The organism is Streptomyces sp. NPDC037273, from assembly GCF_055603625.1.
The window spans coordinates 124,221-149,841 of sequence record NZ_JBVJVO010000009.1; the positions used below are offsets into that span (position 1 = coordinate 124,221).

Here is a 25,621-nt window from a genome sequence, read left to right on the forward strand (position 1 = left end):
AACGGTCTACTGGCACTCACAGCTCATCACAACACACGCTTCACTCAAGGGACTTGGCCGGATCTCGCGCCTGCGGGGCGAGGATCAGCCACAGTCGAGGCGGGCCGCCGCCCAGTCCCCGTGGTCGCCGCTCTTGGACCCGTTGGTGTCGGTGATCCGCAGCCGGAGGTGGCGCGCCCCGGTCACGTCGACGTTCACGGGCAGGGTCGCGGAGGCCCCCGTCAGCCGGGGCGAGGTCCACAGGACCCGGCCGTCGGCCTCGACGGAGAAGGCCACGTCGCCGTAGCCGGCGATCTCGTCGTCGATGCCGACGTCGGCGGTGAGGGCGGTGCAGCGGCCGCCGAGGTAGACCTCGATGTCGGAGTCGGCGTGGGCGCCGATGCCCTTCTCGTAGGTCTTTCCGGCCAGGGTGAGCGGCTTGCCGTCACCGGCGGCGGACTCGCCGTTGGAGCGGTCGCGTTCGGCCGGTCCCCAGCCGTTGGTGGCGCGCAGCCAGGGCAGGTCGCTCGCCCAGGCATCGGCGGTCGGCGCCGGGGGCATCACCCCGAGCGCGAACCGCTGGACGGCCGTGCGGTCGGTGCCCGCGGCGCGGTGGCGGGCGGTCGCCGAGAGGGTGACCTCGCCGGGCTTCGCGCCGGCCGCCGGGGTGACGGCCACCTCCACGCGGCGGGTGGTGCCGGCCGGGACGCGGGCGATCGGAGCCGCCTGGGTGACCTGCCAGCCGGCCGGGGCGTCGACGGAGACCCGTACGTCGGTGGCGTCCCGGGTGCCCGCGGTGACGTCCACGGCGACGGTGCCGGGCGTGCCGGCGCCGAGCTCCTGGCCGGTGGGCACGGCGAGGACGGCGGCGGCGCCGGGGACGGCCCCGCCGACGGCGCTGGTGTCGGTCAGGCGCAGTTCGAAGCCGCGGCCGGTGGACTGGGCGGTGGTCTTGACCCGTACCACTCCCCCGCGCTCGTCGCGGTCGTACCACCAGCCCTCGGCGGCCGCGTCGAGGGCGGCGCGGGAGGTGAGGCCGGGCAGCTTGCGCCCGTCGAGCTTCACCGTGCCGGGCGCGTCGCCGGTGTGGACCGTGAAGGCGTACGGCCGGGCCGCCGGCTTGCCGGTGTACGTGCCGGTGCTGGCGCCGACGCGGATCGAGACGTCGCCGGGGCCGGCCTGCGGGGCGCTGACCTCGGCGCGCTGGGTGGCGTACTTCCCGGCGCGGTGCTCGCGGGTGACGCCGTCGTCCTCGTACAGCTCGAAGGAGGAGCTGCCCTTGGGGTAGACGTCCCAGGCGAGCGGGTCGCCGGGGGCGCGGTCCTGGTACGAGCGGATGTCGCCGGGCCACATCGGGACGGCCGCCCCGGCCCGTACGAAGAGGGGCAGGGTGTCGAGCGGGGCGCTGTAGTCGTCGACGGTGACGGGGCCCTGGTAGGTGCGCCCGCTCCAGTAGTCGATCCAGGTGCCCGCGGGCAGGTAGATCCCGTCGCGTTCGACGGCGTCCTGGTAGACGGGGGCGACCAGGAAGTCCTCGCCGCTGAGGAACTCGTACTTCGCCGCGTCGCTCGCGGCCTTCGGGTCGTCCGGGTACTCGAGGGCCAGCGGCCGGGCGAGGCCGACGCCGGTCCTGGTGGCCCGGTGGGCGTGGCTGTAGATGTACGGGAGCAGGGCCTCGTGGAGCTTGAGGGAGGCGCGGTTGATGCCGGTGTACGGCTCCCCGTAGCGGAAGGGCTGCTTGTCGTTGGCGGCCCAGCCGTCCATGGTCATGGTGACGGGCAGGAAGGTCTTCCACTGGAGGTCGCGGGTGTAGGTCTTGGCGCTGCCGCCGAAGATGCCGTCGACGTCACCGGTGGTGTAGGCGAGGCCGGACATGGACGCGCCCGCGTAGGTGGGTATCTGCCAGCGGATGTACTCCCAGCTGCCGGACTGGTCGCCGGACCACTGGACGCCGCAGCGCTGGGCGCCGGACCAGCTCTCGGGGGCCCAGGTGAAGCCGCGGGCGTCGCTGTTGGCCTCGATGCCGGCGTGGGCGTCCTTGCAGCCGTCGAGGGCGAACTTGTAGCCGTCGCCGACCCAGGCGACGTCCAGCTTGGCGACCCGCTGGCCGGCCTTGACCTGGTCGGCGAGCTTGTCGATGCCGTCCTCGGTCCACAGGCCGAGCTTCATCTTGCGGTCGGCGAGGCCGGCGGAGGTCTCGGCGAGGTTCTCGTAGCCGCAGCCGTAGCCGTCGTTGACGAGCATCCAGCCGTTGGGCATGTCGTTGGCGACGTAGCCGTCGGCGATCTTCAGGGCGTCGAGGGTGTGGCGCTCGCCCCGGTTGGCGTTGTGGAGGTAGCAGTCGGAGTCGCCGATCTCCAGGCCGTACACGGGCGGCAGGAAGGGCTTGCCGGTGAGCCGGGTGTACTGGCCGATGACGTCCTTGGCGGCGTCGCCTCCGGTGCCGGTGAAGTAGTAGGCGTCGAAGCGCCGTTCCTTGGCAGTGGTGGTGACGGGCTCGGTGAAGGCGTACGTGTTGGGGGCGTAGGTGTTGCGGTAGACGCCGTAGCCGGCGGAGGAGAGGTAGAACGGGACGGAGTTGGGGTGGCCGCCGTCGTTCCAGTTGTAGTCGACGCCGACCTCGACGGTCTTGCCGCGGTGGGAGGTGTTGCCGCGGCCGTTCTGCATGCCGGCGCCGTAGAACTGCTCGTCGGCGCGGCGGGCGAGGGTCTGGACGGTGTGGTCCTGGTTCCAGGTGAGGCCCTGGGTCTCGGACCAGAGGACGGTCCCGTCGGCGCGGACGGCCGCGAAGCGGAGCGGTGCCTTGTAGGCCCGCAGGGTCACCTCGGCGGTGCCGAGTTCGTAGCGGTCGCCGAGGTCGCGCCAGCTGGTGGCCGGCGCGGGGCCCTGCGGCAGGGTGATGTCGGTGCCGGTGGGGTCGGTGAACTTGCCGTCGGGGGCGAGTTCGATGCGGAAGGTGTCGGCGGTGACGAAGGACACGCGTGCCTCGGCCTGGCCGGCGGTCAGCCGGTAGACGGGGCCGTCGGCGGCGAAGCCGGTGACGTCGCCGACGGTGGTGTCGGACGGTGCGGCCGTGGCGGTGGCACCGGGTCCCGCGAGGGTGGCGACGAACCCGAGGAGTGCACCGACGACTGCAGCTCTCATGCGTATTGATGATTGCATGGGGCCTATTTAGCGCAGATTCGAGCATCGCGACAGGACAAAAAGGAACCGCCTCCGGACTTCCTCAAGAAGTCCGAAGACGGTTCCCCGCAAGCGAGTTGTGCGGTACGACCCCTAGAGGGCGACCCCGAGGAGCGCGTCGACCGCGCGGGAGACGAGTCCGGGCGCGGACTCGTCGTCGCCGCCCTCGGCCGTCTGACGTGCGGCCCAGCGGTCCACCGCGGCGAGCGCGGTGGGGGTGTCGAGGTCGTCGGAGAGCGCCTCGCGGAGCTCCTCGACGAGCGCGTCGGCGGACGGGCCGTCGGGGCGGGACACGGCGGCGCGCCAGCGGTCGAGCCGCTCCACGGCCTCCTGGAGGACCTGGTCGGTCCACTCCCAGTCCTCGCGGTAGCGGTGCGAGAGCAGCGCCAGCCGGATGGCGGCCGGGTCGACGCCGTCCCGGCGCAGCGCCGAGACGAAGACCAGGTTGCCGCGGGACTTCGACATCTTCTCGCCGTCGAGCCCGACCATGCCGGCGTGGACGTACGCCTTGGCCATCGGGAACTCGCCGGTGAGGGTCTGGGCGTGCGAGGCGCCCATCTCGTGGTGCGGGAAGATCAGGTCGGAGCCGCCGCCCTGCACGTCGAAGCCCATGCCGAGGTGGTCGAGGGCGATGGCGACGCACTCGATGTGCCAGCCGGGGCGGCCGGCGCCGAGGCTTCCGCCGTCCCAGCTCGGCTCGCCCTCCCGGGCCGCCATCCAGAGCATCGGGTCGAGCGGGTTCTTCTTGCCGGGACGCTCCGGGTCCCCGCCGCGCTCGGCGGAGAGGTGGCGCATCAGCTCGGTGCTGTAGTTCGAGACCTGCCCGAAGTGCGGGTCGGCATCGACGGAGAAGTAGATGTCGCCGTCCAGCTCGTAGGCGGCGCCCGCGTCCCGGAGGCGCTCGACCAGCGGGATGATGCCCGGTATGGCCTCGACGGCGCCGATGTAGTGCTGCGGCGGCAGCATCCGCAGGGCGGTCATGTCCTCGCGGAAGAGGGCGGTCTCGCGCTCGGCGAGGCCGACCCAGTCGATGCCGTCGCGGATGGCCCGCTCCAGGAGCGGGTCGTCCACGTCCGTCACGTTCTGGACGTAGTGCACCTGCCGCTTGGTGTCGAGCCACACGCGCTGAACGAGGTCGAACGCGTTGTAGGTCGCCGCGTGACCCATGTGGGTCGCGTCGTACGGCGTGATGCCGCAGACGTAGATACGGGCGACGGGGCCGGGGGCGAGGGTGACTCGTCCACCGGTCGCGGTGTCGTGGATCCGGAGGTCGCGGCCCTTGCCGGGAAGGGCGGGGACCTCAGAAGCGGGCCAGGCATGCATGACCCGAGCGTAACCGGACAGGTGTTCCGGATACGAACCGGATCCGGGATCTTGACCGATTAGGCACTCTTGCGGGTCGGAGGCTTGCGTGCATACCCCCCAGGGGTGCCTGCCCTTCTCCTGCCTTGGCCGAAACCCATCGCCCCGGGCTCAGGCCCCGGTCAGACGGGCGGCCAGGGGATCGCCGGCCACTGCCCCGAGGGCTCCGGGTGCCGTCCGCTCGCCCGGAGGGCCGCCACGCGGGCGCGTACGGCCGCCACCTCGGCACCGGTCAGGAGTTGGGCCAGACGGGCGGCGAGCGGCGCTCCCGGGGCCAGGGAACGGTCGAGCCCGTCCAGCACGCCGGCCGCCTCGGCGGGCAGCTCCTCGCCCGCCCAGCCCCACAGCAGGGTCCGCAGCTTGTCGTCGACGTGGAAGGTGACCCCGTGGTCGATGCCGTACAGCCGCCCGTCCGGCGCCGGCAGCAGATGCCCGCCCTTGCGGTCGCCGTTGTTGATGACGGCGTCGAGGACGGCGAGGCGCCGCAGCTGGGGGGTGTCCGCGTGCACGAGGAGCGCGGTGCGGCCCTCGTCCACCTGGGCGGGCCCGACGGCCTTCCAGCCCTCACCGGCCTCGTCGTCCTCGGTGAGCGCGAGGAGCCGCGCCCCCGGGTCGGCCTCGATCCACAGCTGGACCATGCCCTCCCCGTACGGCCCGTCGCGGAGCACGGTCGGCGGGATCAGCCCCCAGCCGGTCGCCTCGGAGAGCTCGTACGCGGCGACCTCGCGCTCCGCCAGGGTGCCGTCCGGGAAGTCCCACAACGGCTGCTCCCCCGCCACGGGCTTGTAGACGCAGGCCGCCTCACGGCCCTCGTAGGCGACGGAGCAGTACAGGACGGCGTTGGACGCCTCGCGGACCCGGCCGCGCACGGTCAGCTCACCGCGGGCGAGCAGCTCGGCGTCCCGCGGGGTCGAAGGGCTGCTACTCATGCGCCGCGGCGGTATCCGTTCTGGCGCGGGCAGACGTGCCCCTCGGGGTCGAGCGGCAGGCTGCACAGCGGACACGGCGGCCGGCCCGCGTTGACCACGTCCAGGGCCCGCTTGGCGAACGCGCGGGCCTGGGCGCCGCTGAGGCGGACCCGGAGCATCGGCGGGCCGTTCTCCTCGTCCTGGAGCAGCCGCTCCTCGGCCTCGGCGAGGTCCTCCTCGGAGTCCACGTCGAGCTCGACCAGGGCCTGCGCCTCGACGATCATCCGCTGCTCCTCGCCGTCCCAGGCGAGCGCCATGGTGCCGACCCGGAACTCCTCCTCGACGGGGGCGTCGAGCGGGGCGGTGTCGGCGATCTCGGCGGGGGCCACGGCGGGGACCGGGGCGTTGCCCCCGGTGCGGCGCACGACCTCGTCGAGCAGCTCGTCGATCCGCTCGGCGAGCGCGGCGACCTGCGTCTTCTCCAGGGCGACGCTGGTGACCCGGCCGCCCGCGGACGCCTGCAGGAAGAACGTACGGCGGCCAGGCAGCCCGACCGTACCGGCCACGAACCGCTCCGGTGGGTCGTAGAGGAACACCTGACGGGACACGTTCCCGACTCCCTTGCGTCTCGACGGTCGTACTACGGCGGCGCGTCCACCCTACTGCGCAAGGGGATCACGCCGCGCCCGCACCACCCCCGACCTCCGCCGTCCCACTGCTGTCGGGGTGCTCGCGGGGGGCCAGGGCCGCGAAGTCCCCGGTGTCGCCGAGGCGGAGGAGGAAGGGACGCGTCCGCGTGTAGCGGATGACGGTGACCGAGCACGGGTCGACGTGGACGCGCTGGAAGAGGTCGAGGTGCAGGCCGAGGGCGTCGGCCACGATCGACTTCACGATGTCCCCGTGGGAGCACATGAGGTACGTGGCGTCCTCGCCGTGCTCGGCCTCGATCCGGGCGTTCCAGTCGCGTACGGCCTCGACGGCCCGGTTCTGCATGGCGCGCATCGACTCGCCGCCCGGGAAGGCGGCGGCGGAGGCGTGCGCCTGGACGACCTCCATCAGGGGCTCGTCGTTGAGCTCGGCCAGCTTGCGGCCCGACCAGTCGCCGTAGTCGCACTCGTTGATGCGCTCCTCGACGTGGAGGGGCAGCTGCGGGCGGGCCTCCAGGAGGGGCCGCAGGGTCTCCCGGCAGCGCTGGAGGGGGCTGCACACGGCGGCGGCGAGCGGAACGCCCGCGAGGCGCCCCGGCAGCGCGGCCGCCTGCCCGGCGCCGCGCTCGTCGAGCGCGATCCCGGGCGTGCGCCCGGCGAGGACCCCGGAGGTGTTGGCGGTGGAGCGTCCGTGCCGGACGAGGATCAGCGTGGCCATGCGGGCCAGCCTACGACCCCGCCCTCCGCCGACACGCGCGTGCGTGGCGGGGGCAGGGCCGGTGCGGCGGGCGGCACGCGCGTGCGTGGCGGGATGGTTTCGGGGAAGAATGCGCCGGGTGATCGTGGATTCAGCCATCTACCGGGACGGGCGCCGCACGGACGGCCCCTCCGACCTCTCCGACGCCCTGGCGGAGGCCCGGGCGACCGGGGACGCCTTCCTGTGGGTGGGACTCCACGAGCCCACCGAGGAGGAGTTCTCGCACGTCGCCTCGGAGTTCGCGCTGCATCCGCTGGCCGTCGAGGACGCGCTGAAGGCCCATCAGCGGCCCAAGCTGGAGGTCTACGACGACTCCCTGTTCGTGGTGCTCAAGCCGATCGTGTACGAACCCGAGAGCGACCGGGTGTCCTCCGGCGAGCTCATGCTCTTCCTGGGCGACTCGTTCGTGGTGACCGTCCGGCACGGCGGAGGCGCGCCCCTGATGGCGGTCCGCAAGCGCCTGGAGGCCGAACCGCACGTCCTCAAGCACGGCACGACCGCCGTCCTGTACGCGGTGAGCGACGCGGTCGTGGACCACTACCTCGACGTGGCCGGCGAGCTCCAGGTGGACCTGGAGGAGCTGGAGGCGGACGTCTTCGCGCCCACCGGGGGCAATCCGGCGAACACCGCCGAGCGGATCTACACGGCCAAGCGGCAGGTCCTGGAGTTCCGCCGGGCCAGCGGCCCGCTGGCGGGGCCGATGGCCCGCCTCACGGCCGGTGCGGTGCCGTTCGTGAACGAGGCCGCCCAGCCCTTCTTCCGCGACGTCAACGACCACCTGATGCGCTCCAACGAGCAGGTGGAAGGCCTCGACCGGCTGCTCTCCGACGTCCTGTCCGCCCATCTCGCACAGATGGGCGTCCGGCAGAACGACGACATGCGGAAGATCTCGGCCTGGGCCGCCATGGCCGCCGTCCCCACGATGGTCGCCGGCATCTACGGCATGAACTTCGACCACATGCCGGAGCTCCGCTGGACCTGGTCGTACCCCGTGGTGATCCTCCTCATGACCGGCATCGTCGTCACCCTGTACCGGGTCTTCAAGCGGCGCGGCTGGATGTGACCGGCCCGCCCGGCACGTCCCGGGCGGGGTACGGGACCGGGGCGGCGGCTCAGAAGGCCGGTACGGGCGCGACGGGCCCACCGAGCGCGTCCAGCCGCTCGGGCATCCTCAGGTCGACCATCCGGTGCCAGCCGGCGGCCCGGTCGTACGCGTAGACCCCGTGGATCCCGGCGGCGAGCGCGGCCGCCTTGGGGCGGGGCCAGCCCAGGATCCGGCCCATGTGCCGCATCACCGCGAGGCTGACGTCCCGGTAGACCTGGATCTCGGCGAGGGCCGACGCGCGCAGGGTCCGCTGGATCAGCCGGCCGTGGCCCGCGCGGGCCAGCCTGAGCAGCTCCTCGTGGCAGTAGGCGAGGTGGTTGTCCTCGTCGTTGCAGATCATCCGGATCGCCTTGCCGAGTTCCGGATGGTCACCGAAGTACTTCACGAGCAGCTGCATCTGCTCGGCCGCGCGCTCCTCGGTGACCCTGCTGTGCGCGAGGTAGACGACGACGTCCTCCTCGGTCAGCGGCTCGTCGCGGCGGAGCTTGTCGTGCGCGAGGCCGATGCCGCGCTCTTCGAGCAGCATCGTGTAGTCGGTGTCGGGCGGCACCGGAACGGGTTCCAGGCCGCGTTTCCGCATCAGCGCGTGGAAGATCCGGCCGTGCTTGTCCTCGTCGGCGCCGTGCCGGGTGATCTTGGGCGTGAGATCCCTCATCCCGGGTGCGACCAGGGCCGCGATCCGGGCGTTCTCCCAGCCGCCCTGGGACTCGCCGCTCGCGGCGATGGAGCAGAAGAGCCGGAAGGACTCGTCGTTGTCGATGATTTCCTGGAACAGGCCCTTGGCCGTGAGCATCGCCGCCACCTCCGTGCGGACGCCCGTACTCCGGTACGTCCGGGGAGAACGAGTCAAGTCCGCTCCGACACGCCGGGCAACAGCAGGGCGCGACGACTCGGCCGAAAGAGTGAGGCCCGGAGGCGTAACCGGCGGCCCCACGCAGCCGTTGTGCTGCGTGACGGCCGTGGCGGGGAAGACCCCCGAGCCCCCACCACGGCCGCAGACCTTCTCGACGGCGCTCGCCGTGACTACGCCAGGCCCGCGTGCTCCATCGCCTCGACTCCGGCCCGCAGGGCGGCGAGGCGCTCGTCGAGGGTGAAACCGGCCGGGGCGAGGGTGAGCGTGGTGACACCGGCCTCGGCGTAGGCGGTCATCCGGTCGGCGATGCGCTCGACGGAGCCGAGCAGGGCGGTCTGGTCGATCAGGGACTGCGGCACGGCGGCAGCGGCGCCCGCCTTGTCGCCGGCCAGGTACTTGTCCTGGATCTCGGCGGCCTCCTTCTCGTACCCCATCCGCTGCGCGAGCTGGTTGTAGAAGTTCTGCTTGCGGCTGCCCATGCCGCCCACGTACAGCGCGGTGTACGGGCGGAAGACGTCGGCGAGGGCGTTCACGTCGTCGCCGAGCGCGAGCGGCAGCGTGGGGCAGACGTCGAAGCCCTCCATCGTCAGGCCGGCCTTCTCGCGGCCCGCCCGCAGGTGGCGGAGCGCGGTCTCCTCCAGGTGGTCGGCGGAGGGGAAGATCAGCAGGGCGCCGTCGGCGATCTCGCCCGTCTGCTCCAGGTTCTTGGGGCCGATGGCGGCGATGTAGAGCGGGATGTGCTCGCGCTCCGGGTGGACCGTGAGCTTGATGGGCTTGCCGGGGCCGCCCGGGAGCGGCAGCGTCCAGTGCTCGCCCTCGTAGCTGAGCCGCTCGCGGGTCATGGCCTTGCGGACGATCTCGACGTACTCGCGGGTCCGGGCGAGCGGCTTGTCGAACTTCACGCCGTACCAGCCCTCGGAGACCTGGGGTCCCGAGACGCCGAGGCCGAGGCGGAAGCGGCCGCCGGAAAGCGAGTCGAGGGTGGCGGCGGTCATCGCCGTCATCGCGGGCTGACGGGCCGGGATCTGCATGATCGCGGAGCCGACGTCGATCCGCTCGGTCTTCGCCGCGACCCACGCCAGGACGGTGGGCGCGTCGGAGCCGTACGCCTCCGCGGCCCAGCAGACGTCGTAGCCGAGGCGGTCCGCCTCCTGGGCGACGGCGAGGTTGTCGCCGTCCATGCCGGCGCCCCAGTAGCCGAGGTTGATGCCGAGCCGCATTCCACACACCCCTTACCCATCGGTAACGTCCCTGTGAGCCGGACTCTAGCGCGCACCCGGGGCATCCGTCAGGGCACGGTTGTCCACAGGCTCTCTCCGCGTGGTGCCCTGGCCAGTAATCTCCCGCCCATGGAGCAGAGGCATCTCGGACGTACCGGCCTGCGTGTGTCGCGCATCGGCCTCGGCACCCTCACCTGGGGCCGGGACACCGACGAGCACGACGCCGCCGAGCAGTTGAAGACGTTCTGGGACGCGGGCGGCACGCTCGTGGACACCGCCGACGTCTACGGCGGGGGCGAGGCCGAGTACCTGCTCGGCCGCCTCCTCGACGGCCTCGTGCCCCGGCAGGACCTCGTGCTGTCCACCAAGGCCGGCAGCGTGCCCGACCCCTACCGGCGCACCGACGGCTCGCGCGGGCACCTGCTCGCCGCGCTCGACGCCTCCCTCGCCCGGCTCGGCACCGACCACGTCGACCTGTGGCAACTCCACGCCTACGACCCGTACACGCCTCTCGAGGAGTCCCTCCAGGCCCTCGACATCGCCGTACGCACCGGCCGCGCCCGGTACGCGGGCGTGGCCAACTTCTGCGGCTGGCAGCTGGCCAAGGCCGGCACCTGGCAGCTCGCCGGCGACCGGACCCGGCTCGCGGGCGCCCAGCTCGAGTACTCGCTGCTCCAGCGGGGCGTCGAGCGCGAGGTGCTGCCGGCCGCCCTCGACCTCGGCATAGGCCTGCTCCCGTCGTCGCCGCTCGGCCGCGGCGTCCTCACCGGCAAGTACCGCGGCGGGACCCCCGCGGACTCCCGGGCCGCCTCGGAGACCATGGCGCCGTTCGTCGAGCCGTACCTCGACGACGCCGCCGGCCGGATCGTCGAGGCCGTCTCGACCGCCGCCGACGGCCTCGCGACCACCCCGCTCCACGTGGCCCTCGCCTGGGTCCGCGACCGGCCCGGAGTCACCGCCCCGATCGTCGGCGCGCGCACGGCACGCCAGCTCACGGCCGCGTTGTCAGTGGAGAGCCTTAGTCTTCCTGACGAGATCTGTCGGGCGCTGGACGATGTGTCGGCGCCCATGCACCGCTATCCGGATCACGACTGGAGCACCTTGTGACCGAGCCTTCCGGCGAAACCGCGCCCGAGGCCGCCGAGCCCCCCACCGACACCCGCGAGGAGGCCGCGCCGGACGCCACCCCTGAGCCCACCGCGGCCGAAACCGCCGAAGGCGGACCGGAAGAGGCCACAGGCGAAGGCACCGCCGGAGGCGAAGGCGCGGCCGGAGGCGAAGGGGCATCGGCCGGGGGCGAAGGCGCGGCCGAGGTGAACGAGGCGCAGGCCGAGCTGGCGGCGCAGCGGGAGTTGCGGGCGAAGATCGCGGCGCGGAAGGCCGACAAGGACGGGACGGTGGCGAGCGGCGCCAAGCTGAGCGGCACCGCGGCGGACCTGCTGGCGGCGGTACGGGCCATGGAAGGGGGCGCGTCCACGGGCGGCGGCTCCGTCTTCGACGCGCCCGAGCCCGCCCCTCGGCGTACGGCCCCCGAGGCGGACCGGGCCGCCACCGTGCGGCCCCCCGCGCCCGAGCGGACCTCCGCGCCGGCACCCGGCACCACCGCCGCCGTGCGAGAGGTCCTGGCGAAGGGCGGGGCGCCCGAGGCGCTGGCCGGTCAGGTCGCGGCCGCGCTCGGCGAGAACGCGGCGGCGGCGCTGGCCGAGGACCCCTGGCAGCTGCTCGCGGTGTCCGGGGTGCGCCCGGAGCAGGCGGACGGTTTCGCGCGGGCCCTGCTCGGCCCCGCGTGCGGACCCGGCGACCCGCGCCGGACGGTCGCGCTGACGGTGTGGCTCCTGGAGCGGGCCGCGCTCCAGGGCGACACGGCCCTGGAGATCCAGACCCTGCGCGCCGGGCTCGCCGGGCACGGGGTGCCGGACCCGGAGGAGGCCGTCGAGACGGCCGTCTCCGAGGGCGCGGTGCTCGTCTTCCAGGAGGAGGAGGCGGCGGACGGGCCGGAGCCCGACGAGGACGATGAGCCGACCGAGGAGCCCGCCCGGCCCGCCAGCGACGAACCGGCCCCGCCGGTGCTGCTCGGGCTCGATCGGTACGCCCTCGCGGAGGAGAGCCTCGCGGACGGACTCGCGCGCCTGGTCAAGACGGTGACGGCCCAGCCCTGGGAGGGCTCCGAGCTCGAACGCGCCGCGGGCGAGCACGGGCTCGTACTGCACACCGGCGGCGAGGCCTCCCGCGCCGAGCCGGTGGCCCTCGCCGAGGCGGCCCGCGCGCGGGGACTCCGTACGCTCGTCGCCGTCCACAGCGACACCGGACGGCACGCGCTCGGCGCCGCGGACGCGGTGACCGTCGGCGCCCTGCTGGCCGGGACGGCCGGTCCCGGCCGTGACGAGGACGGCGCCTTCGCGCTCGACCTCCTGGTGGTGCTCGACGCGCCGCAGCTGGACGTCGAGACCGCCGCGATGCTGGTGGAGTCCCTGCCGGACGGCTGCCGGCTGGTCCTGAGCGGCGACCCCGAGGTGCTGGGCGCGCCGGGCGCGGGACGGGTCTTCGCCGACGCGCTCGCGGCCCGGGTGTGCCCCCGGATCGCCTCGCGCGTCCCCGACCCGGGGCCGCTCGGCGAGCTCGTGTCGGGCATCGGCGTCGGCGAACTGAACCAGGTGGAGGCCCCCGGCAAGGAGGTCGTGATCGTCCCCGCGCGGGACGCCGGCGAGGCCGTGCACCGTGCGGTCCAGCTGGTCGCCGACTCGGTGCCCCGGGCGATCGGCGTGCCCTCCGAGCAGACCCAGGTGGTCACCGTCGGCCACGGCGGCTCCGCCGGCACCCGCGCGCTCAACGCCGCCCTCAAGCAGCGGCTCAACCCCGGCCCCGGCCGCTTCGGCGGCTACGACCCCGGCGACCGGGTGGCGTACGCGCCGGCGCCGGGCCGGACGGTGACGGGCACCGTGCTCGGGGCCGACGCCGAGGGCCTGCGGGTGCGGTGCGGGGACGCGGAGGTCCTCGTGCCGAAGGAGCGGGTCGAGGAGGCCCTGCGGCACGGCTGGGCGCTCACCGCGCACCAGGCCGCCGGGGCGCGCTGGCCCGCGGTCGTCGTGGTGCTGCCGGGCGACGCCGCCGGCGGTCTGAGCCGGCCGTGGGTGTACACCGCCTTCGGCCGGGCCGAGCGCCATCTGTCGGTCGTGCACGGCGTGGACCAGGCCCTGGCCCGCGCGGTGGCCGAGGGGGTCGCCCCGGAGCGCACGACCCGGCTGCGGCCGCTCCTGGAGGCCTTGCTCGCCGCCCCCGAGGAGTAGGACGGGGCCGGGGAGGACGGACGGAGGGCCGGGACGCCGCTCAGCGCGGTGTCCCGGCCCTCCATGGTGCGTTCAGGAACCGGCGCCCGCGTGCTGGTCCACGCCGGCGGCGGCCGCCCGCCCGTCGCTCTCCTCGCCTTCGGGATCCGCGTCGTCGTCCGCGTCGTCGTCCGCGTCCTCGTCCTCGTCGAAGACGGAGCTGACGTCGAAGCGGCAGACGATCCGCTCGGGGTCGGCGTGGTCGAAGGGCGCGCCCAGCCACTCCCCCGGTTCCGGCAGCTCTTCGGCGGCGGTGACCCAGAGCGTGGAGTCGCCCTCCTCAAGGCCGAACTCCTTGTGCCGGGAGGCGATCTCGTCCGGTTCGTACTCGCCGAAGATCACACCGAGCGCCGCGAGGGGCGACGCCCCGGCCCTGGCGGCCGCGCCGTCGGTGGTGTCGTCGCCGTCGAGTTCGGCGACCCGCCGGGCCTGGGCGAGCAGGCGCTGCGGTTCCGCCACGGCGTAGTCGCGGCGGATCAGGAGGCTGAGGGCATGAGGTTCGTCAGGTCCGGCGTATGGCGGCAATGCGCCGTCCGCCCCGGGGATCTCGAAGGGAGTGACCTCGTCGTAGCGGTCGTAGAGGAGTTCGTCGTACGCCTCGGCCGCCGCGGCAAGGGCGTTGAAGGCCTCGTAGACGGCCTTGTCGTCGTCTCCCGTGCGGAGTTCGACCGCCGCGAGGTGACGGTCCAGTGCGGTCTTGACCGCCTCGGCGGCGGCACGTACCTCGGCAGCGGTGGGCTGCGCAGCATCAGACATGGGACAGACGCTATCCGTACCGGGCCCGTGCCCGCACAATAGATGCGATGCCGGAATACGAATTTGTCGATGTGTACGTGCCGCGCGGTGTCTCCCGCAAGGAGGCCACGCGGCTGCTGACCGACCACGCCGAGTACGGGCACTGGGAGTTGGACCGTCTGAGCCTGCACCGGGACGGCAGCCGCAGGGTGCGGCTCAAGCGCCGGATCATCCGCCAGATCCGGGCGACCTGGTAGCCGACGGGAAAGGGCCCCGCATTCTGCGGGGCCCCTGTGCGTGGTGCGTCGTGCGTCACGTCCGGCGCACGGAGAGCGACGGTCAGGCGGCGCCCCGCGTCCGGCGGTAGATCAGCGAGCCCGCGAGCAGCAGCCCGGCGCCCGCCGGAACGATCAGACCCAGCGGTCCCGCACCGGTCTCTGCCAGCTCCTCGGTGGCACGCGGGGGCGTGACCCCGTGCGTGCCCGGCGTGTTCGGCCCGCTGTCGGTACCAGGAGTGCCGGGGGTGCCCGGAGTGCCGGGGGTGCCGGGAGTTCCCGGGGTGCCGGGCGTCCCAGGAGTACCGGGGGTCCCAGGCGTACCCGGAGTCCCCGGCGTACCGGGGGTCCCCGGCGTGCCAGGGGTGCCGGGCGTACCCGGTGTCCCGGGGGTGCCAGGTGTACCGGGGGTGCCAGGCGTACCCGGGGTCCCCGGTGTGCCCGGGGTCTCCTCGCCGTAGCCGGTGTCGTCGTCGCCGTAGCCCGTGTCACCGCCGCCGCCGTTGCCGCAGTCGTTGTCGGCGACGGCGTTGCCGAGGCCGACGCCGGTGAGGCTGTTGCCGCAGACGTTCACGGGGACGTCGACGGGCACCTGGACGGTGTTGCCGGAGGCGACGCCCGGAGAGTCGCTCGTGTGCCCACTGACCGAGGAGCCGCTGCCGGATCCCGAGGTGTTGGCACACTTGTTGCCCATCGCCGGATTCATCACTCCGACGACATCGACGGTGTTTCCGCAGGCGTTCACCGGTACGTGGACCGGGACCTGGACGGAATTTCCGGACGCGACGCCCGGGGAATTCGTGGCCGTTCCGTTCGCTCCGGAATCGGCGTGCGCATAACCGCCGCCGACCGCGGCGAAAACGCCTCCGGCGGCCGCCACGGTGATAAGGCCCTTGCGCGTGACCTGTCGCATAGCTGTTCCCTGCTGCTCGGCTTCGGAAGAGTGCCACCGGGCGGAACACCCGGGGCGGAGATGGCCACCGGCCCCGGAGTGCATGGCACGCACTCCGGGGCCGGACCGGCTCACACCCTCACGGGGCGAGGGACAACGTCAGGCGTTGACGCAGGTGTTGCCGAAGGCGGGGTTCAGCAGCCCGATCACGGAGACCGTGTTGCCGCACACGTTCACCGGGACGTGAACCGGCACCTGGACGACGTTGCCCGAGAGGACACCGGGGGAACCGATGGCGGCACCCTGGGCACCCGCGTCGGCAACGGCCATGCCCGCACCCGCGAGAACGAGACCGCCCGTGGCAGCCGCAGCAGCGACGACCTTCTTGATCATTATTCCTCCTAGTTGGAAATGCGGCCCCAGCCGCGGACCGCACACCTGTAACGAGGGGGAATGGTGGGGGCTACGAGCCCCCGTGTTCATTCACTCTTTCCGGTCAAACGCAAACGCACGGACGAATTCGGGGGTCTCAGCAGGCGTCGATGAAGCGGTCGAGGACACGGACGCCGAACTTCAGGCCGTCGACCGGCACCCGCTCGTCGACGCCGTGGAACATGCCGGCGAAGTCGAGCTCCGGCGGCAGCTGGAGCGGGGCGAAGCCGAAGCAGCGGATGCCGAGGTCGTCGAAGGACTTGGCGTCGGTGCCGCCGGAGAGCATGTAGGGCACGGCGCGGGCGATCGGGTCCTCGGCGCGCAGGGCCAGCTGCATGGCGTCGACCAGGGCGCCGTCGAAGCTGGTCTCCAGGGCCTTGTCGCCGTGCACGTCCTCGCGCTTGACGCGCGGGCCGAGGATGCGGTCGAGGTCGGCGAGGAACTCCTGCTCGTAACCGGGCAGGAAACGGCCGTCGACGTGGGCCGTGGCCTGGCCGGGGATCACGTTCACCTTGTAGCCGGCGCCGAGCATGGTCGGGGCGGCCGAGTTCCGCAGGGTGGCGCCGACCATCTTGGCGATGCCGCCCAGCTTGGCGAGGGTGCCGTCCATGTCCTCGGGGTCGAGCGGGGTGCCCAGGGCGTCCGAGAGCTCGTCCAGGAAGGACCGGACGGTCTTGGTGACCCTCACCGGCCACTGGTGGCGGCCGAGGCGGCCCACGGCCTCGCAGAGCTCCGTGATGGCGTTGTCGCTGTTGGTCATCGAGCCGTGGCCCGCGGTGCCCTCGACGGTGAGGCGCATCCAGTGCATGCCCTTCTGCGCCGTCTCGACCAGGTAGAGGCGCAGGTTCTCGTTGACGGTGAAGGAGAAACCGCCGACCTCGCCGATCGCCTCGGTGACGCCGTCGAAGAGGTCCCGGTGCTTGTCGACGAGGTGGCGGGCGCCGTAGGTGCCGCCGGCCTCCTCGTCGGCGAGGAAGGCGAGGACGATGTCGCGCGGGGGCTTGCGGCCGCTGCGCAGCCGGTCCCGTACGACCGCGAGGGTCATCGCGTCCATGTCCTTCATGTCGACGGCGCCGCGGCCCCACACGCAGCCGTCGGCGACCTCGCCGGAGAAGGGGTGGTGGGTCCAGTCCTCGGCGTTGGCCGGGACGACGTCGGTGTGGCCGTGGATGAGCAGGGCCGGCTTGGACGGGTCCTCGCCCTCGATGCGGGCGACGGTGGAGGCCCGCCCCTTGTGCGACTCGATGATCTTCGGCTCGAGTCCGACCTCCGCGAGCTTCTCGGCGACGTACTCGGCCGCCGCCCGCTCGCCCGGGCCGGAGTGGTCGCCGTAGTTGCTGGTGTCGATGCGGATGAGATCGCGACAGAGGTCGACGACCTCGTCCTCGCCCCTGACGCCCTGGGCCGTCTTCGACTCGCTCACGCTGCTTCCTCCCACTACGTGCCCCACGTGCTTCCTTGCGGTCGCCCCCATCCTCGCGCGTGATCCCCTCGCGCCCCAAGGGCGCCCGTCGGCCGACATGCGGCTGTCACATGACAGGGGCCCGGAGGGTGTGGTGATCGACCACCTCAGAACCCTGCTATTGTTCTGTTCGTCGGAAGGGCCGAGCGGCCCGGAAGACAGAAAAACACCTAGTCCGGGTGGCGGAATGGCAGACGCGCTAGCTTGAGGTGCTAGTGCCCTTTATCGGGCGTGGGGGTTCAAGTCCCCCCTCGGACACCAGCGAAAGGCCCCACATCATGTGGGGCCTTTCTCGTTACGGCGGTAGGAACCGGTGCGTCGCAGAGCCAAGGCCCCTTCTTCCCCGCTCCCCCAGCGGGACGGGATCGATCCCGTGCGGGTGCGCCTGCCGGAGGATCCCGAGGGCCTGTGGCGGACCGTGCGGGAGCATCTGGTCGACCGGTACGCGGGGGCGATCGGGGCCGCGCGGGTCGAGGAGATGCTGCGGGACGGCCTCTTCGTGGGCGTGGACGGGCCGGTGAGCGGCGAGGAGCCGTACGCGGTGGGGCGGTACGTCTGGTTTCATCGCGAGTTCCCCGAGGAGCGTCCGGTGCCGTTCCCGGTCGGGGTGGTGTACCGGGACGAGCGGATCGTGGTCGCGGACAAGCCGCACTTCCTGGCGACGATGCCCCGTGGGCGGCACGTGACGGAGACCGCGCTCGCGCGGCTGCGCAGGGAGCTGGGCCTGCCCCGGCTGCAGCCCGCGCACCGGCTCGACCGGCTCACGGCGGGCCTGGTGCTGTTCGTGGTGCGGGAGGAGGACCGGGGGGCGTACCAGACGCTGTTCCGGGACCGGCTCGTCCGCAAGGAGTACGAGGCGGTGGCCGCGTACGACCCCGGCGTGGAGCTTCCGGTGACCGTGCGGAGCCGTATCGAGAAGGAGCGCGGGGTGATGGCCGCCCGGGAGGTGGCGGGCGAGCCGAACGCGGAGAGCCGGATCGGGCTGGTGGAGCACGGGGGCGGGTTCGGGCGGTACCGGCTGGTGCCGGTGACCGGGCGGACGCATCAGCTGCGGGTCCACATGAACGCCCTCGGGCTGCCGATCCTGCACGATCCGGTGTACCCGGTGGTGCGTGAGGACGGGCCGGAGGACTTCGCGCGGCCGCTGCAACTGCTGGCGCGGACGCTGGAGTTCGCCGACCCGTTCACGGGCGAGGAGCTGCGGTTCGAGAGCCGGTTGGCTCTCAGTGCCCTCGCTTGATCCATTCCTCCAGGTGCGGGGCCTCGGCGCCGATGGTGGTCGGGTCGCCGTGGCCGGTGCGGACGACGGTCTCCGGGGGCAGCGTGAGGAGCTTCTCGCGGATCGAGTCGACGATCGTCGGGAAGTCGGAGAAGGACCGGCCGGTGGCGCCGGGGCCGCCCTGGAAGAGGGTGTCGCCGGTGAAGACCGTGCCGAGCTCCGGGGCGTACAGGCAGACGGCTCCGGGGGCGTGGCCGGGGGTGTGGAGGACCGTGAGGTCGGTGCCGGCGATGGTGAGGACCTGGCCGTCGGCGAGGTCGCCGTCGGGGGTGTGGTCGGGGTGGGTCTGCTTCCAGAGCGGCTGGTCGGCGGGGTGGAGCAGGATGCGGGCGCCGGTGGCCGCGGCGAGCGCCGGGGCGGCGTCGACGTGGTCGTTGTGGGCGTGGGTGCAGATGATGGCGCGCAGGGCGCGGCCGTCGAGGGCGGCGAGGATGGCGTCGGCGTCGTGGGCGGCGTCGATGACGACGGCCTCGGTGTCGTCGCCGACGATCCAGACGTTGTTGTCGACGTCCCAGGTGCCGCCGTCGAGGCTGAAGGTGCCGGAGGTGACGAGGTGGTCGATGCGGGCGCTCATCACAGCACCACCACCGAGCGGAGGACGTCGCCCTCGTGCATGCGGGCGAAGGCCTTCTCGACATCGCCGAGGCCGATGGTCTCGGTGACGAAGGCGGCGAGGTCGATGCGGCCCTGCTGGTGCAGGTCGATCAGCATCGGGAAGTCACGGGAGGGCAGACAGTCGCCGTACCAGGAGGACTTGAGGGAGCCACCGCGGCCGAAGACGTCGAGGAGGGGCAGTTCGAGCTTCATGTCGGGGGTGGGGACGCCGACGAGGACGACGGTGCCGGCGAGGTCGCGGGCGTAGAAGGCCTGCTGGTACGTCTCCGGGCGGCCGACGGCCTCGATGACGACGTCGGCGCCGAAGCCGCCGGTGAGCTCGCGGATGGCCTCGACGGCGTCGGTGGAGCGGGAGTTGACGGTGTGGGTGGCTCCCATGCCCTTCGCCGTCTCCAGCTTCCGGTCGTCGATGTCGACGGCGATGATCTTCGCGGCTCCGGCGAGGCGGGAGCCGACGACGGCCGCGTCGCCGACGCCGCCGCAGCCGATGACGGCGACGGTGTCGCCGCGGCCGACGTTCCCGGTGTTGATGGCGGCGCCGATGCCGGCCATGACGCCGCAGCCGAGGAGGCCGGCGACCTCGGGGGCGACGGCGGGGTCGACCTTGGTGCACTGGCCGGCGGCGACGAGGGTCTTCTCGGCGAAGGCGCCGATGCCGAGGGCCGGGGAGAGTTCCGTGCCGTCGAGGAGGGTCATCCTCTGATTCGCGTTGTGGGTGGCGAAGCAGTACCAGGGGCGGCCGCGCAGGCAGGCGCGGCAGGTGCCGCACACGGCGCGCCAGTTGAGGATGACGAAGTCGCCGGGGGTGACGTCGGTGACGCCCTCGCCGACCGACTCGACGATTCCGGCGGCCTCGTGGCCGAGCAGGAAGGGGAACTCGTCGTTGATGGCGCCCTGCTTGTAGTGGAGATCGGTGTGGCAGACGCCGCAGGCCTGGATCTTCACGACGGCCTCACCGGGCCCGGGGTCGGGGATCACGATGGTCTCGACCCGTACCGGTTCGTTCCTGCCGGGGGCGATGACCCCCTGGACGTGCTGCGGCATCGCGAACTTCCCTTCCTCCGACCGGATCTTGTAAGGCTCTTGCGTACCACTATCTCCTGACAAAAGGCGAGACCCCCGCAGGCCGTGCCCGCGGGGGTCCCGCCGTTCCCGTGGGGGGAGGTCAGTCCTGGTGCGCCGCGGCGGTCGTCCGGACCCGGCGGCGGACCAGGAACCAGCCGGCGACGAGCGCGGCCGCGATGAGCGGCAGGCAGGCGACGGTGGTGCGGCCGACACCGCCGTCCATCCACATCAGGACGAGGACGGAGGCGAGGAAGCCCAGGGTGACGATCTGGGTGTACGGCGCCCAGGGCAGGTTGTAGCCGGGGCGGGTGAGCTTGCCCTGCTGGGCGCTGCGCCAGAAGAGCAGCGAGCAGACCATGATCATGGCCCAGGTGCCGATGATGCCGATGGAGGCGAAGTTGAGGACGAGCTCGAAGGCCTCGCCGGGCATGACGTAGTTGAGGGCGACGCCGAGGACGCCGAAGCCCGCGGTGAGCAGGATGCCGCCGTAGGGGACGCCACCCTTGTTCATGACGCCGGTGAACTTGGGCGCGGAGCCGGCCAGCGACATGGAGCGCAGGATGCGGCCGGTGGAGTACAGGCCCGAGTTGAGGCTGGAGAGGGCGGCGGTGAGGACGACGAGGTTCATCACGCCGGCGGCGCCGGGGATGCCCAGCTTGTCGAAGACGGTGACGAAGGGGCTCTGGTCGCCGGAGTAGGCGGTGTACGGCAGGAGGACGGCGAGCAGGATGACCGAGCCGACGTAGAAGAGGCCCACGCGCCACATGATCGAGTTGATCGCCTTGGGCATGATCTTCTCGGGGTTCTCGGTCTCGCCGGCGGCGACGCCGCAGAGCTCGACGGAGGCGTAGGCGAAGACGACGCCCTGGATGAGGAGGAGCATCGGCATCACGCCGTTGGGGAAGATGCCGCCGTTGTCGGTGATGTTGGCGAGGCCGGGGGTGTGGCCGCCGACGTCGTGCGAGGTGACGACGAGGAAGATGCCGACGAGCATGAAGACGACCAGGGCGGCGACCTTGATGATCGCGAACCAGAACTCCATCTCGCCGAAGTACTTCACGGAGATGAGGTTGGCGGCGAGGACGACCGCGAGGGCGACGAGGGCGAGGACCCACTGGGGGACGTCGCTGAACATCGACCAGAAGTGGGCGTAGGTGGCGGCCGCGGTGATGTCGGCGACGGCGGTGGTCGACCAGTTGAGGAAGTAGAGCCAGCCGGCCGTGTAGGCGCCCTTCTCGCCCATGAACTCACGGGCGTAGGAGACGAAGGCGCCGGAGGAGGGGCGGTAGAGGACGAGCTCGCCGAGGGCGCGCACCACGAAGAAGGCGAAGACGCCGCAGACCGCGTAGGCGATGAAGAGGGAGGGGCCGGCCTGGGACATCCGGCCGCCGGCGCCGAGGAAGAGGCCGGTGCCGATGGCGCCGCCGATGGCGATCATGTTGATGTGCCGGGACTTGAGGTCCTTGCGGTATCCGGCGTCGCCTGCGTCGACGTGGGGGGCGGCGGCCGTGTTCGCCGGTGCGGCGGACAGCGGCTCGGCCGCGGTGACGCGGTCAGTCATGGAGTTGTTCGCCTTCGTGAGGGGGGAACGGTGCGTTGCCCGGCCGCGCCCGGTGGGGGGTCTCCCCGGCACGGCCAGCGCACATCCTCACGGCACGCGTGGCGGATGACTGTGGCGCATGTCACTGAACGCCCATATTTGAGCTAGTTCAGAGCTTACGGAGCCAATACGTCCAGTTCCTGCAGGGCGCCGACGGCGATCTGCCGGGTGAGCTCCTCGGCGCGGGCCGCGTCCCGCTCCCGTACGGCCTCGGCGACCTGGACGTGGAGGGTGACGGCGGCCGGGTCGGGGTCCTCGAACATCACGTGGTGGTGGGTGCGGCCGGTGAGGACCTCGGCGACGACGTCGCCGAGGCGGGCGAACATCTCGTTCCCCGAGGCGTTGAGCACGACCCGGTGGAAGGCGATGTCGTGGACGAGGTACTCCTCCAGGCGCCGGCCGCGCGAGGTGGCGACCATGCCGAGGGCCTGCTCGGTGAGCTCGCGGCACTGGTCGGGGGTGGCGTGCACGGCGGCGAGGCCGGCGGCGACGGGTTCGACGGCCGAGCGGAGCACGGTGAGCGAGCGGAGCTGGCGGGGCCGGTCGGCTCCGGCCAGGCGCCAGCGGATGACCTGGGGGTCGTACACGTTCCAGCTGGCGGTGGGGAGGACGGTCACGCCGACGCGGCGGCGGGACTCGACGAGGTGCATGGACTCCAGGACGCGGACGACCTCGCGGACCACGGTCCGGGAGACGTCGAAGCGCTGGGCGAGCTCGTCGGTGCGCAGCACGGTGCCGGGCGGGTACTCCCCCGCCGTGATCGCGAGACCCAGGGTGGCGAGGACGTGCGAGTGGAGTCCCTGGGCCGGTGTCGTCATGGTCGCAAGCCTATGCGCGCGGGTCCGGGTGATCACACCCGGGAATTAAAAGTACGACTTTTATGTCACAGACTCTTGAATACGTCGTACTCAATGGGTTTCATGAGCGCGACGGATCGATGTCGAAGAAGACAGCGAGGCACCACCCATGAGCACCACCCCCCAGGCAGCGACGCGTCCGGTAGTCGTCGTGATGGGCGTCGCCGGGACCGGCAAGACCACGGTCGGCCCGCTCGTCGCCCAGGCCCTCGGCCTCCCCTACGCGGAGGGCGACGACTTCCACCCGGCGGCCAACGTGGCCAAGATGTCGGCCGGAACCCCCCTGGACGACCGCGACCGCGAACCCTGGCTCGACGCCATCGGCGGCTGGGCGCACGAACGGGCCGGGCTCGGCGGCGTGGTGAGCAGCTCCGCGCTGAAGCGGAGCTACCGGGACCGGCTGCGCGCCGCGGCCCCCGGCGTCGTCTTCCTCCATCTGACCGGGGACCGGGAGCTCATCGAGCGGCGGATGGCCGCGCGCAAGGGGCACTTCATGCCCACCGCGCTGCTCGACTCCCAGTTCGCCACCCTGCAGCCGCTGCAGGACGACGAGGCCGGCGTCGCCGTCGACGTCTCCGGCACCCCCGAGGACATCGCCGGCCGGGCCGTCGCCGCGCTGCGCGGTCTCGCCGGCTGACACCGCTCCGTCCCCCGCCCCCGTCCCCCCGCTCCTGCCCGTACGAAGGACACCACCGTGACCAGTCTCAGTGTCGAGATCCTGGCAGCGGACGCCGCCGAGCCGATCACCTCGGCGGGCAACGCCCAGCTCGGGATCGCCGTGCTCGCCGGCATCGCCGTCATCGTCCTGCTCATCACCAAGTTCAAGCTGCACGCGTTCCTGGCGCTGACCATCGGGTCGCTGGCGCTCGGCGCGTTCGCGGGCGCCCCGCTCGCCGCCACCATCAAGTCGTTCAGCACCGGACTCGGCAACACCGTGGCCGGCGTGGGCGTGCTGATCGCGCTCGGCGCGATCCTCGGCAAGCTGCTCGCCGACTCGGGCGGCGCCGACCAGATCGTCGACACGATCCTGGCGAAGACCGGCAAGAAGGCCATGCCGTGGGCGATGGTCCTGATCGCCTCCGTGATCGGCCTGCCGCTGTTCTTCGAGGTCGGCATCGTGCTGCTGATCCCGGTGGTGCTCATGGTGGCCAAGCGCGGCAACTACTCGCTGATGCGGATCGGTATCCCGGCGCTGGCCGGCCTGTCCGTGATGCACGGCCTGATCCCGCCGCACCCCGGCCCGCTCGTGGCGATCGACGCGGTCGGCGCCAACCTGGGCGTCACCCTGGCGCTCGGCCTGGTCGTCGCCATCCCGACGGTGATCATCGCCGGACCGGTGTTCTCGAAGTACGCCGCCCGCTGGGTCGACATCCAGGCCCCGGAGAAGATGATCCCGGTGCGCCCCTCCGAGGACCTGGAGAAGCGTCCCGGCTTCGGCGCCACCGTCGCGACCATCCTGCTCCCCGTCGTCCTGATGCTGGTCAAGGCGCTCGTCGACATCGTGATCGACGACCCCGAGAACGGCGTGCAGAAGGTCACCGACGTCATCGGCTCCCCGCTGATCGCCCTGCTCGCGGCCGTCATAGTCGGCATGTTCACGCTGGGCCGCGCAGCCGGCTTCACCAAGGAGCGGCTGACCTCGACCGTCGAGAAGTCCCTCGCCCCGATCGCCGGCATCCTGCTGATCGTCGGCGCGGGCGGCGGCTTCAAGCAGACCCTGATCGACATCGGCGTCGGCCAGATGATCCTCGACTTCTCGAAGGACTGGTCGATCCCGGCCCTGCTGCTCGCCTGGCTGATCGCGGTCGCGATCCGGCTCGCGACCGGCTCGGCGACCGTGGCGACGATCTCGGCCGCCGGCCTGGTGGCCCCGCTCGCCGAGGGCATGTCGACCGGTGAGGTGTCGCTGCTCGTCCTCGCGATCGGTGCCGGTTCGCTCTTCTTCAGCCACGTCAACGACGCCGGGTTCTGGCTGGTGAAGGAGTACTTCGGCATGAACGTCGGCCAGACCATCAAGACCTGGTCGGTGATGGAGACGATCATCTCGGTCGTCGGCATCGTGTTCGTGCTGCTGCTGTCGCTGGTGCTGTAGCCGTTCTCCTACGCGACGGAGGGGCCCCGGAATCCGGGGCCCCTCCGTCGTGTTCCGTGGTGTTCAGCCCCGCAGCAGGCCCAGGACCTTGGTGCCGAGCTCCAGGGCCTCGCCGGGCGAGTCGACGGACTGCTGGAGGTCGACGAAGCAGCCCTCGGCACCGGTGTCGCGGACGCCGGAGAGCACGGCGGCGATCGAGTCGGCCGTGGCGCCGGGGGTGGCGTTGAAGCGGATCTGCCGGCGCAGCGCCTCCGGGTCGCGGCCCGCCTCGTCGGCCGCGCGCCGGGCCACGTCCCACAGACCCTGGGCAGCAGCGGGCGGCAGGACGGCGCCGACCCAGCCGGTGGCCCGGCGGCCGACCCGGCGCAGCGCGGCCGGGCTGAAGCCGCCGAGGTAGACGGGCGGTCCTGCGGGCTGGACGGGGCGCAGGCCCACGTACGACGCGGGGATCGTCCAGTGCGGCCCCTGGTGGCCGAACTCCTCCTGGGTCCACCAGCCGTGCAGGACGTCGAGCAGCTCGTCGAGGAGGGCGCCGCGCCGGCCGAAGTCGGCTCCGGCCGCGGTGTACTCGTCGCGCAGCCAGCCGATGCCGAGCCCGACGTCGAGGCGTCCGCCGCTGACCTGGTCGAGCGAGGTGAGCGAGCGGGCGAGCAGGGCCGGCGGGTACCAGGGGCCGTTGAGGGTGCTCATGCCGAGCCGGGCGCGGGAGGTCGCGGCCGCGGCGACGGTGAGCACGATCTGCGGGTCGAGGAAGGTCTTGTACTGGTGGGGGTACGGGTTCTCCGGGGTGTGCCCCGGATAGAGGTCGCTGGGCGCGACCGGGGTCAGGGCCCGGTCGCCGACCCAGAACGAGTCGAACCCGGCGTCCTCGGCGTCCCGCGCGAAACCCGCGATGAGGTCGGCGCGGGCGTGGGTGCCGTACTGCGGCAGTGCGATGCCTATCTCCATGGGGCCCATCCTGGGCGGCGGGGCGGCCC

General features: G+C 72.4%; 23 protein-coding genes and 1 tRNA gene. 8 read left to right on the plus strand and 16 right to left on the minus strand.

Features of this window, described 5'->3' with window-relative positions:
* Positions 1-84: 84 nt before the first annotated feature.
* The 5 genes from ACZ7G1_RS24020 to ACZ7G1_RS24040 all read right to left on the minus strand — a co-directional run bounded on the left by ACZ7G1_RS24020 (position 85) and on the right by ACZ7G1_RS24040 (position 6,797).
* The gene (locus tag ACZ7G1_RS24020) at positions 85-3,141 is read right to left on the minus strand and encodes an NPCBM/NEW2 domain-containing protein (RefSeq protein WP_470875673.1); all 3,057 of its coding nucleotides are present in this window, start codon (positions 3,139-3,141) and stop codon (positions 85-87) included.
* 114 nt (positions 3,142-3,255) lie between these two features.
* On the minus strand, positions 3,256-4,485 hold the full coding sequence (gene mshC, locus ACZ7G1_RS24025; RefSeq protein WP_470875671.1) for a cysteine--1-D-myo-inosityl 2-amino-2-deoxy-alpha-D-glucopyranoside ligase: 1,230 nt from the start codon (positions 4,483-4,485) through the stop codon (positions 3,256-3,258).
* A 161-nt stretch (positions 4,486-4,646) separates the two neighbouring features.
* Positions 4,647-5,453 carry an SCO1664 family protein gene (locus ACZ7G1_RS24030; protein WP_470875669.1) on the minus strand — a complete coding sequence of 269 codons (807 nt, stop codon included), beginning with the start codon at positions 5,451-5,453 and terminating at the stop codon, positions 4,647-4,649.
* Positions 5,450-6,040, minus strand: a complete 591-nt coding sequence (locus tag ACZ7G1_RS24035) for a DUF3090 domain-containing protein (RefSeq protein ID WP_190160048.1) — start codon at positions 6,038-6,040, stop codon at positions 5,450-5,452. The genes ACZ7G1_RS24030 and ACZ7G1_RS24035 overlap by 4 nt, the downstream gene beginning before the upstream one ends.
* Before the next feature lie 67 nt (positions 6,041-6,107).
* On the minus strand, positions 6,108-6,797 hold the full coding sequence (locus ACZ7G1_RS24040; protein WP_470875667.1) for a histidine phosphatase family protein: 690 nt from the start codon (positions 6,795-6,797) through the stop codon (positions 6,108-6,110).
* A gap of 109 nt (positions 6,798-6,906) precedes the next feature.
* On the opposite strand from ACZ7G1_RS24040, the gene ACZ7G1_RS24045 reads away from it, so the two are divergent.
* Positions 6,907-7,899 carry a magnesium and cobalt transport protein CorA gene (locus tag ACZ7G1_RS24045; protein WP_470875665.1) on the plus strand — a complete coding sequence of 331 codons (993 nt, stop codon included), beginning with the start codon at positions 6,907-6,909 and terminating at the stop codon, positions 7,897-7,899.
* Positions 7,900-7,948: 49 nt separating this feature from the next.
* On the opposite strand, the gene ACZ7G1_RS24050 is transcribed toward ACZ7G1_RS24045, so the two are convergent.
* Together ACZ7G1_RS24050 and ACZ7G1_RS24055 are read right to left on the minus strand one after the other, a co-directional pair.
* On the minus strand, positions 7,949-8,734 hold the full coding sequence (locus ACZ7G1_RS24050) for a ferritin-like domain-containing protein (protein ID WP_470875663.1): 786 nt from the start codon (positions 8,732-8,734) through the stop codon (positions 7,949-7,951).
* 230 nt (positions 8,735-8,964) lie between these two features.
* Entirely contained in the window at positions 8,965-10,014 is a 1,050-nt protein-coding gene (locus ACZ7G1_RS24055; protein ID WP_470875661.1) for an LLM class F420-dependent oxidoreductase, read from the minus strand.
* Between the two features lie 129 nt (positions 10,015-10,143).
* Between ACZ7G1_RS24055 and ACZ7G1_RS24060 the strand changes: the two genes are divergently transcribed.
* Together ACZ7G1_RS24060 and ACZ7G1_RS24065 are read left to right on the plus strand one after the other, a co-directional pair.
* Positions 10,144-11,121 carry an aldo/keto reductase gene (locus tag ACZ7G1_RS24060; RefSeq protein WP_470875659.1) on the plus strand — a complete coding sequence of 326 codons (978 nt, stop codon included), beginning with the start codon at positions 10,144-10,146 and terminating at the stop codon, positions 11,119-11,121.
* Positions 11,118-13,301 carry a helix-hairpin-helix domain-containing protein gene (locus ACZ7G1_RS24065; protein WP_470875657.1) on the plus strand — a complete coding sequence of 728 codons (2,184 nt, stop codon included), beginning with the start codon at positions 11,118-11,120 and terminating at the stop codon, positions 13,299-13,301. Before ACZ7G1_RS24060 ends, ACZ7G1_RS24065 begins: the two co-directional genes overlap by 4 nt.
* A gap of 72 nt (positions 13,302-13,373) precedes the next feature.
* Here ACZ7G1_RS24065 and ACZ7G1_RS24070 read toward each other — a convergent pair whose 3' ends face one another.
* On the minus strand, positions 13,374-14,096 hold the full coding sequence (locus tag ACZ7G1_RS24070) for a hypothetical protein (RefSeq protein ID WP_470875655.1): 723 nt from the start codon (positions 14,094-14,096) through the stop codon (positions 13,374-13,376).
* A gap of 47 nt (positions 14,097-14,143) precedes the next feature.
* Here ACZ7G1_RS24070 and ACZ7G1_RS24075 point away from each other — a divergent pair, with 47 nt between their 5' ends.
* A complete protein-coding gene (locus ACZ7G1_RS24075; RefSeq protein WP_017241661.1) occupies positions 14,144-14,332 on the plus strand; it encodes a DUF5703 family protein in 189 nt (62 codons plus the stop codon).
* 82 nt (positions 14,333-14,414) lie between these two features.
* Here the strand turns inward: ACZ7G1_RS24075 and ACZ7G1_RS24080 are convergent, their stop codons facing one another.
* The 3 genes from ACZ7G1_RS24080 to ACZ7G1_RS24090 form a co-directional block, all read right to left on the minus strand.
* Positions 14,415-15,263 (minus strand): chaplin, encoded by an 849-nt coding sequence (locus ACZ7G1_RS24080; protein ID WP_470875653.1) that lies wholly within the window; start codon positions 15,261-15,263, stop codon positions 14,415-14,417.
* A gap of 138 nt (positions 15,264-15,401) precedes the next feature.
* A complete protein-coding gene (gene chpH, locus ACZ7G1_RS24085) occupies positions 15,402-15,635 on the minus strand; it encodes a chaplin ChpH (RefSeq protein WP_015032475.1) in 234 nt (77 codons plus the stop codon).
* A gap of 136 nt (positions 15,636-15,771) precedes the next feature.
* Entirely contained in the window at positions 15,772-17,097 is a 1,326-nt protein-coding gene (locus ACZ7G1_RS24090; protein WP_470875651.1) for a M20/M25/M40 family metallo-hydrolase, read from the minus strand.
* A 212-nt stretch (positions 17,098-17,309) separates the two neighbouring features.
* Between ACZ7G1_RS24090 and ACZ7G1_RS24095 the strand changes: the two genes are divergently transcribed.
* Positions 17,310-17,397: transfer RNA gene (locus ACZ7G1_RS24095), tRNA-Leu, on the plus strand.
* Between the two features lie 52 nt (positions 17,398-17,449).
* Complete coding sequence (locus ACZ7G1_RS24100; protein ID WP_470875649.1) at positions 17,450-18,376, plus strand: pseudouridine synthase; 927 nt, start codon at positions 17,450-17,452, stop codon at positions 18,374-18,376.
* Here the strand turns inward: ACZ7G1_RS24100 and ACZ7G1_RS24105 are convergent.
* The 4 genes from ACZ7G1_RS24105 to ACZ7G1_RS24120 form a co-directional block, all read right to left on the minus strand.
* Positions 18,360-18,989: an MBL fold metallo-hydrolase gene (locus tag ACZ7G1_RS24105; RefSeq protein ID WP_470875647.1), complete on the minus strand. Its 630-nt coding sequence runs from the start codon at positions 18,987-18,989 to the stop codon at positions 18,360-18,362. The genes ACZ7G1_RS24100 and ACZ7G1_RS24105 overlap by 17 nt on opposite strands.
* Positions 18,989-20,074, minus strand: coding sequence for an S-(hydroxymethyl)mycothiol dehydrogenase (locus ACZ7G1_RS24110; RefSeq protein ID WP_470875645.1), 1,086 nt, complete (start codon positions 20,072-20,074; stop codon positions 18,989-18,991). Before ACZ7G1_RS24110 ends, ACZ7G1_RS24105 begins: the two co-directional genes overlap by 1 nt.
* Before the next feature lie 121 nt (positions 20,075-20,195).
* Positions 20,196-21,656, minus strand: a complete 1,461-nt coding sequence (locus tag ACZ7G1_RS24115; protein WP_470875643.1) for an amino acid permease — start codon at positions 21,654-21,656, stop codon at positions 20,196-20,198.
* 155 nt (positions 21,657-21,811) lie between these two features.
* A complete protein-coding gene (locus tag ACZ7G1_RS24120) occupies positions 21,812-22,513 on the minus strand; it encodes a FadR/GntR family transcriptional regulator (protein WP_470875641.1) in 702 nt (233 codons plus the stop codon).
* A gap of 148 nt (positions 22,514-22,661) precedes the next feature.
* On the opposite strand from ACZ7G1_RS24120, the gene ACZ7G1_RS24125 reads away from it, so the two are divergent.
* Both ACZ7G1_RS24125 and ACZ7G1_RS24130 read left to right on the plus strand, forming a co-directional pair.
* Complete coding sequence (locus ACZ7G1_RS24125; protein ID WP_470875639.1) at positions 22,662-23,189, plus strand: gluconokinase; 528 nt, start codon at positions 22,662-22,664, stop codon at positions 23,187-23,189.
* Between the two features lie 57 nt (positions 23,190-23,246).
* Positions 23,247-24,644, plus strand: coding sequence for a GntP family permease (locus ACZ7G1_RS24130; RefSeq protein WP_470875637.1), 1,398 nt, complete (start codon positions 23,247-23,249; stop codon positions 24,642-24,644).
* Between the two features lie 63 nt (positions 24,645-24,707).
* On the opposite strand, the gene ACZ7G1_RS24135 is transcribed toward ACZ7G1_RS24130, so the two are convergent.
* Positions 24,708-25,592, minus strand: a complete 885-nt coding sequence (locus ACZ7G1_RS24135) for a TIGR03619 family F420-dependent LLM class oxidoreductase (RefSeq protein WP_470875635.1) — start codon at positions 25,590-25,592, stop codon at positions 24,708-24,710.
* Between the last annotated feature and the right edge of the window lie 29 nt (positions 25,593-25,621).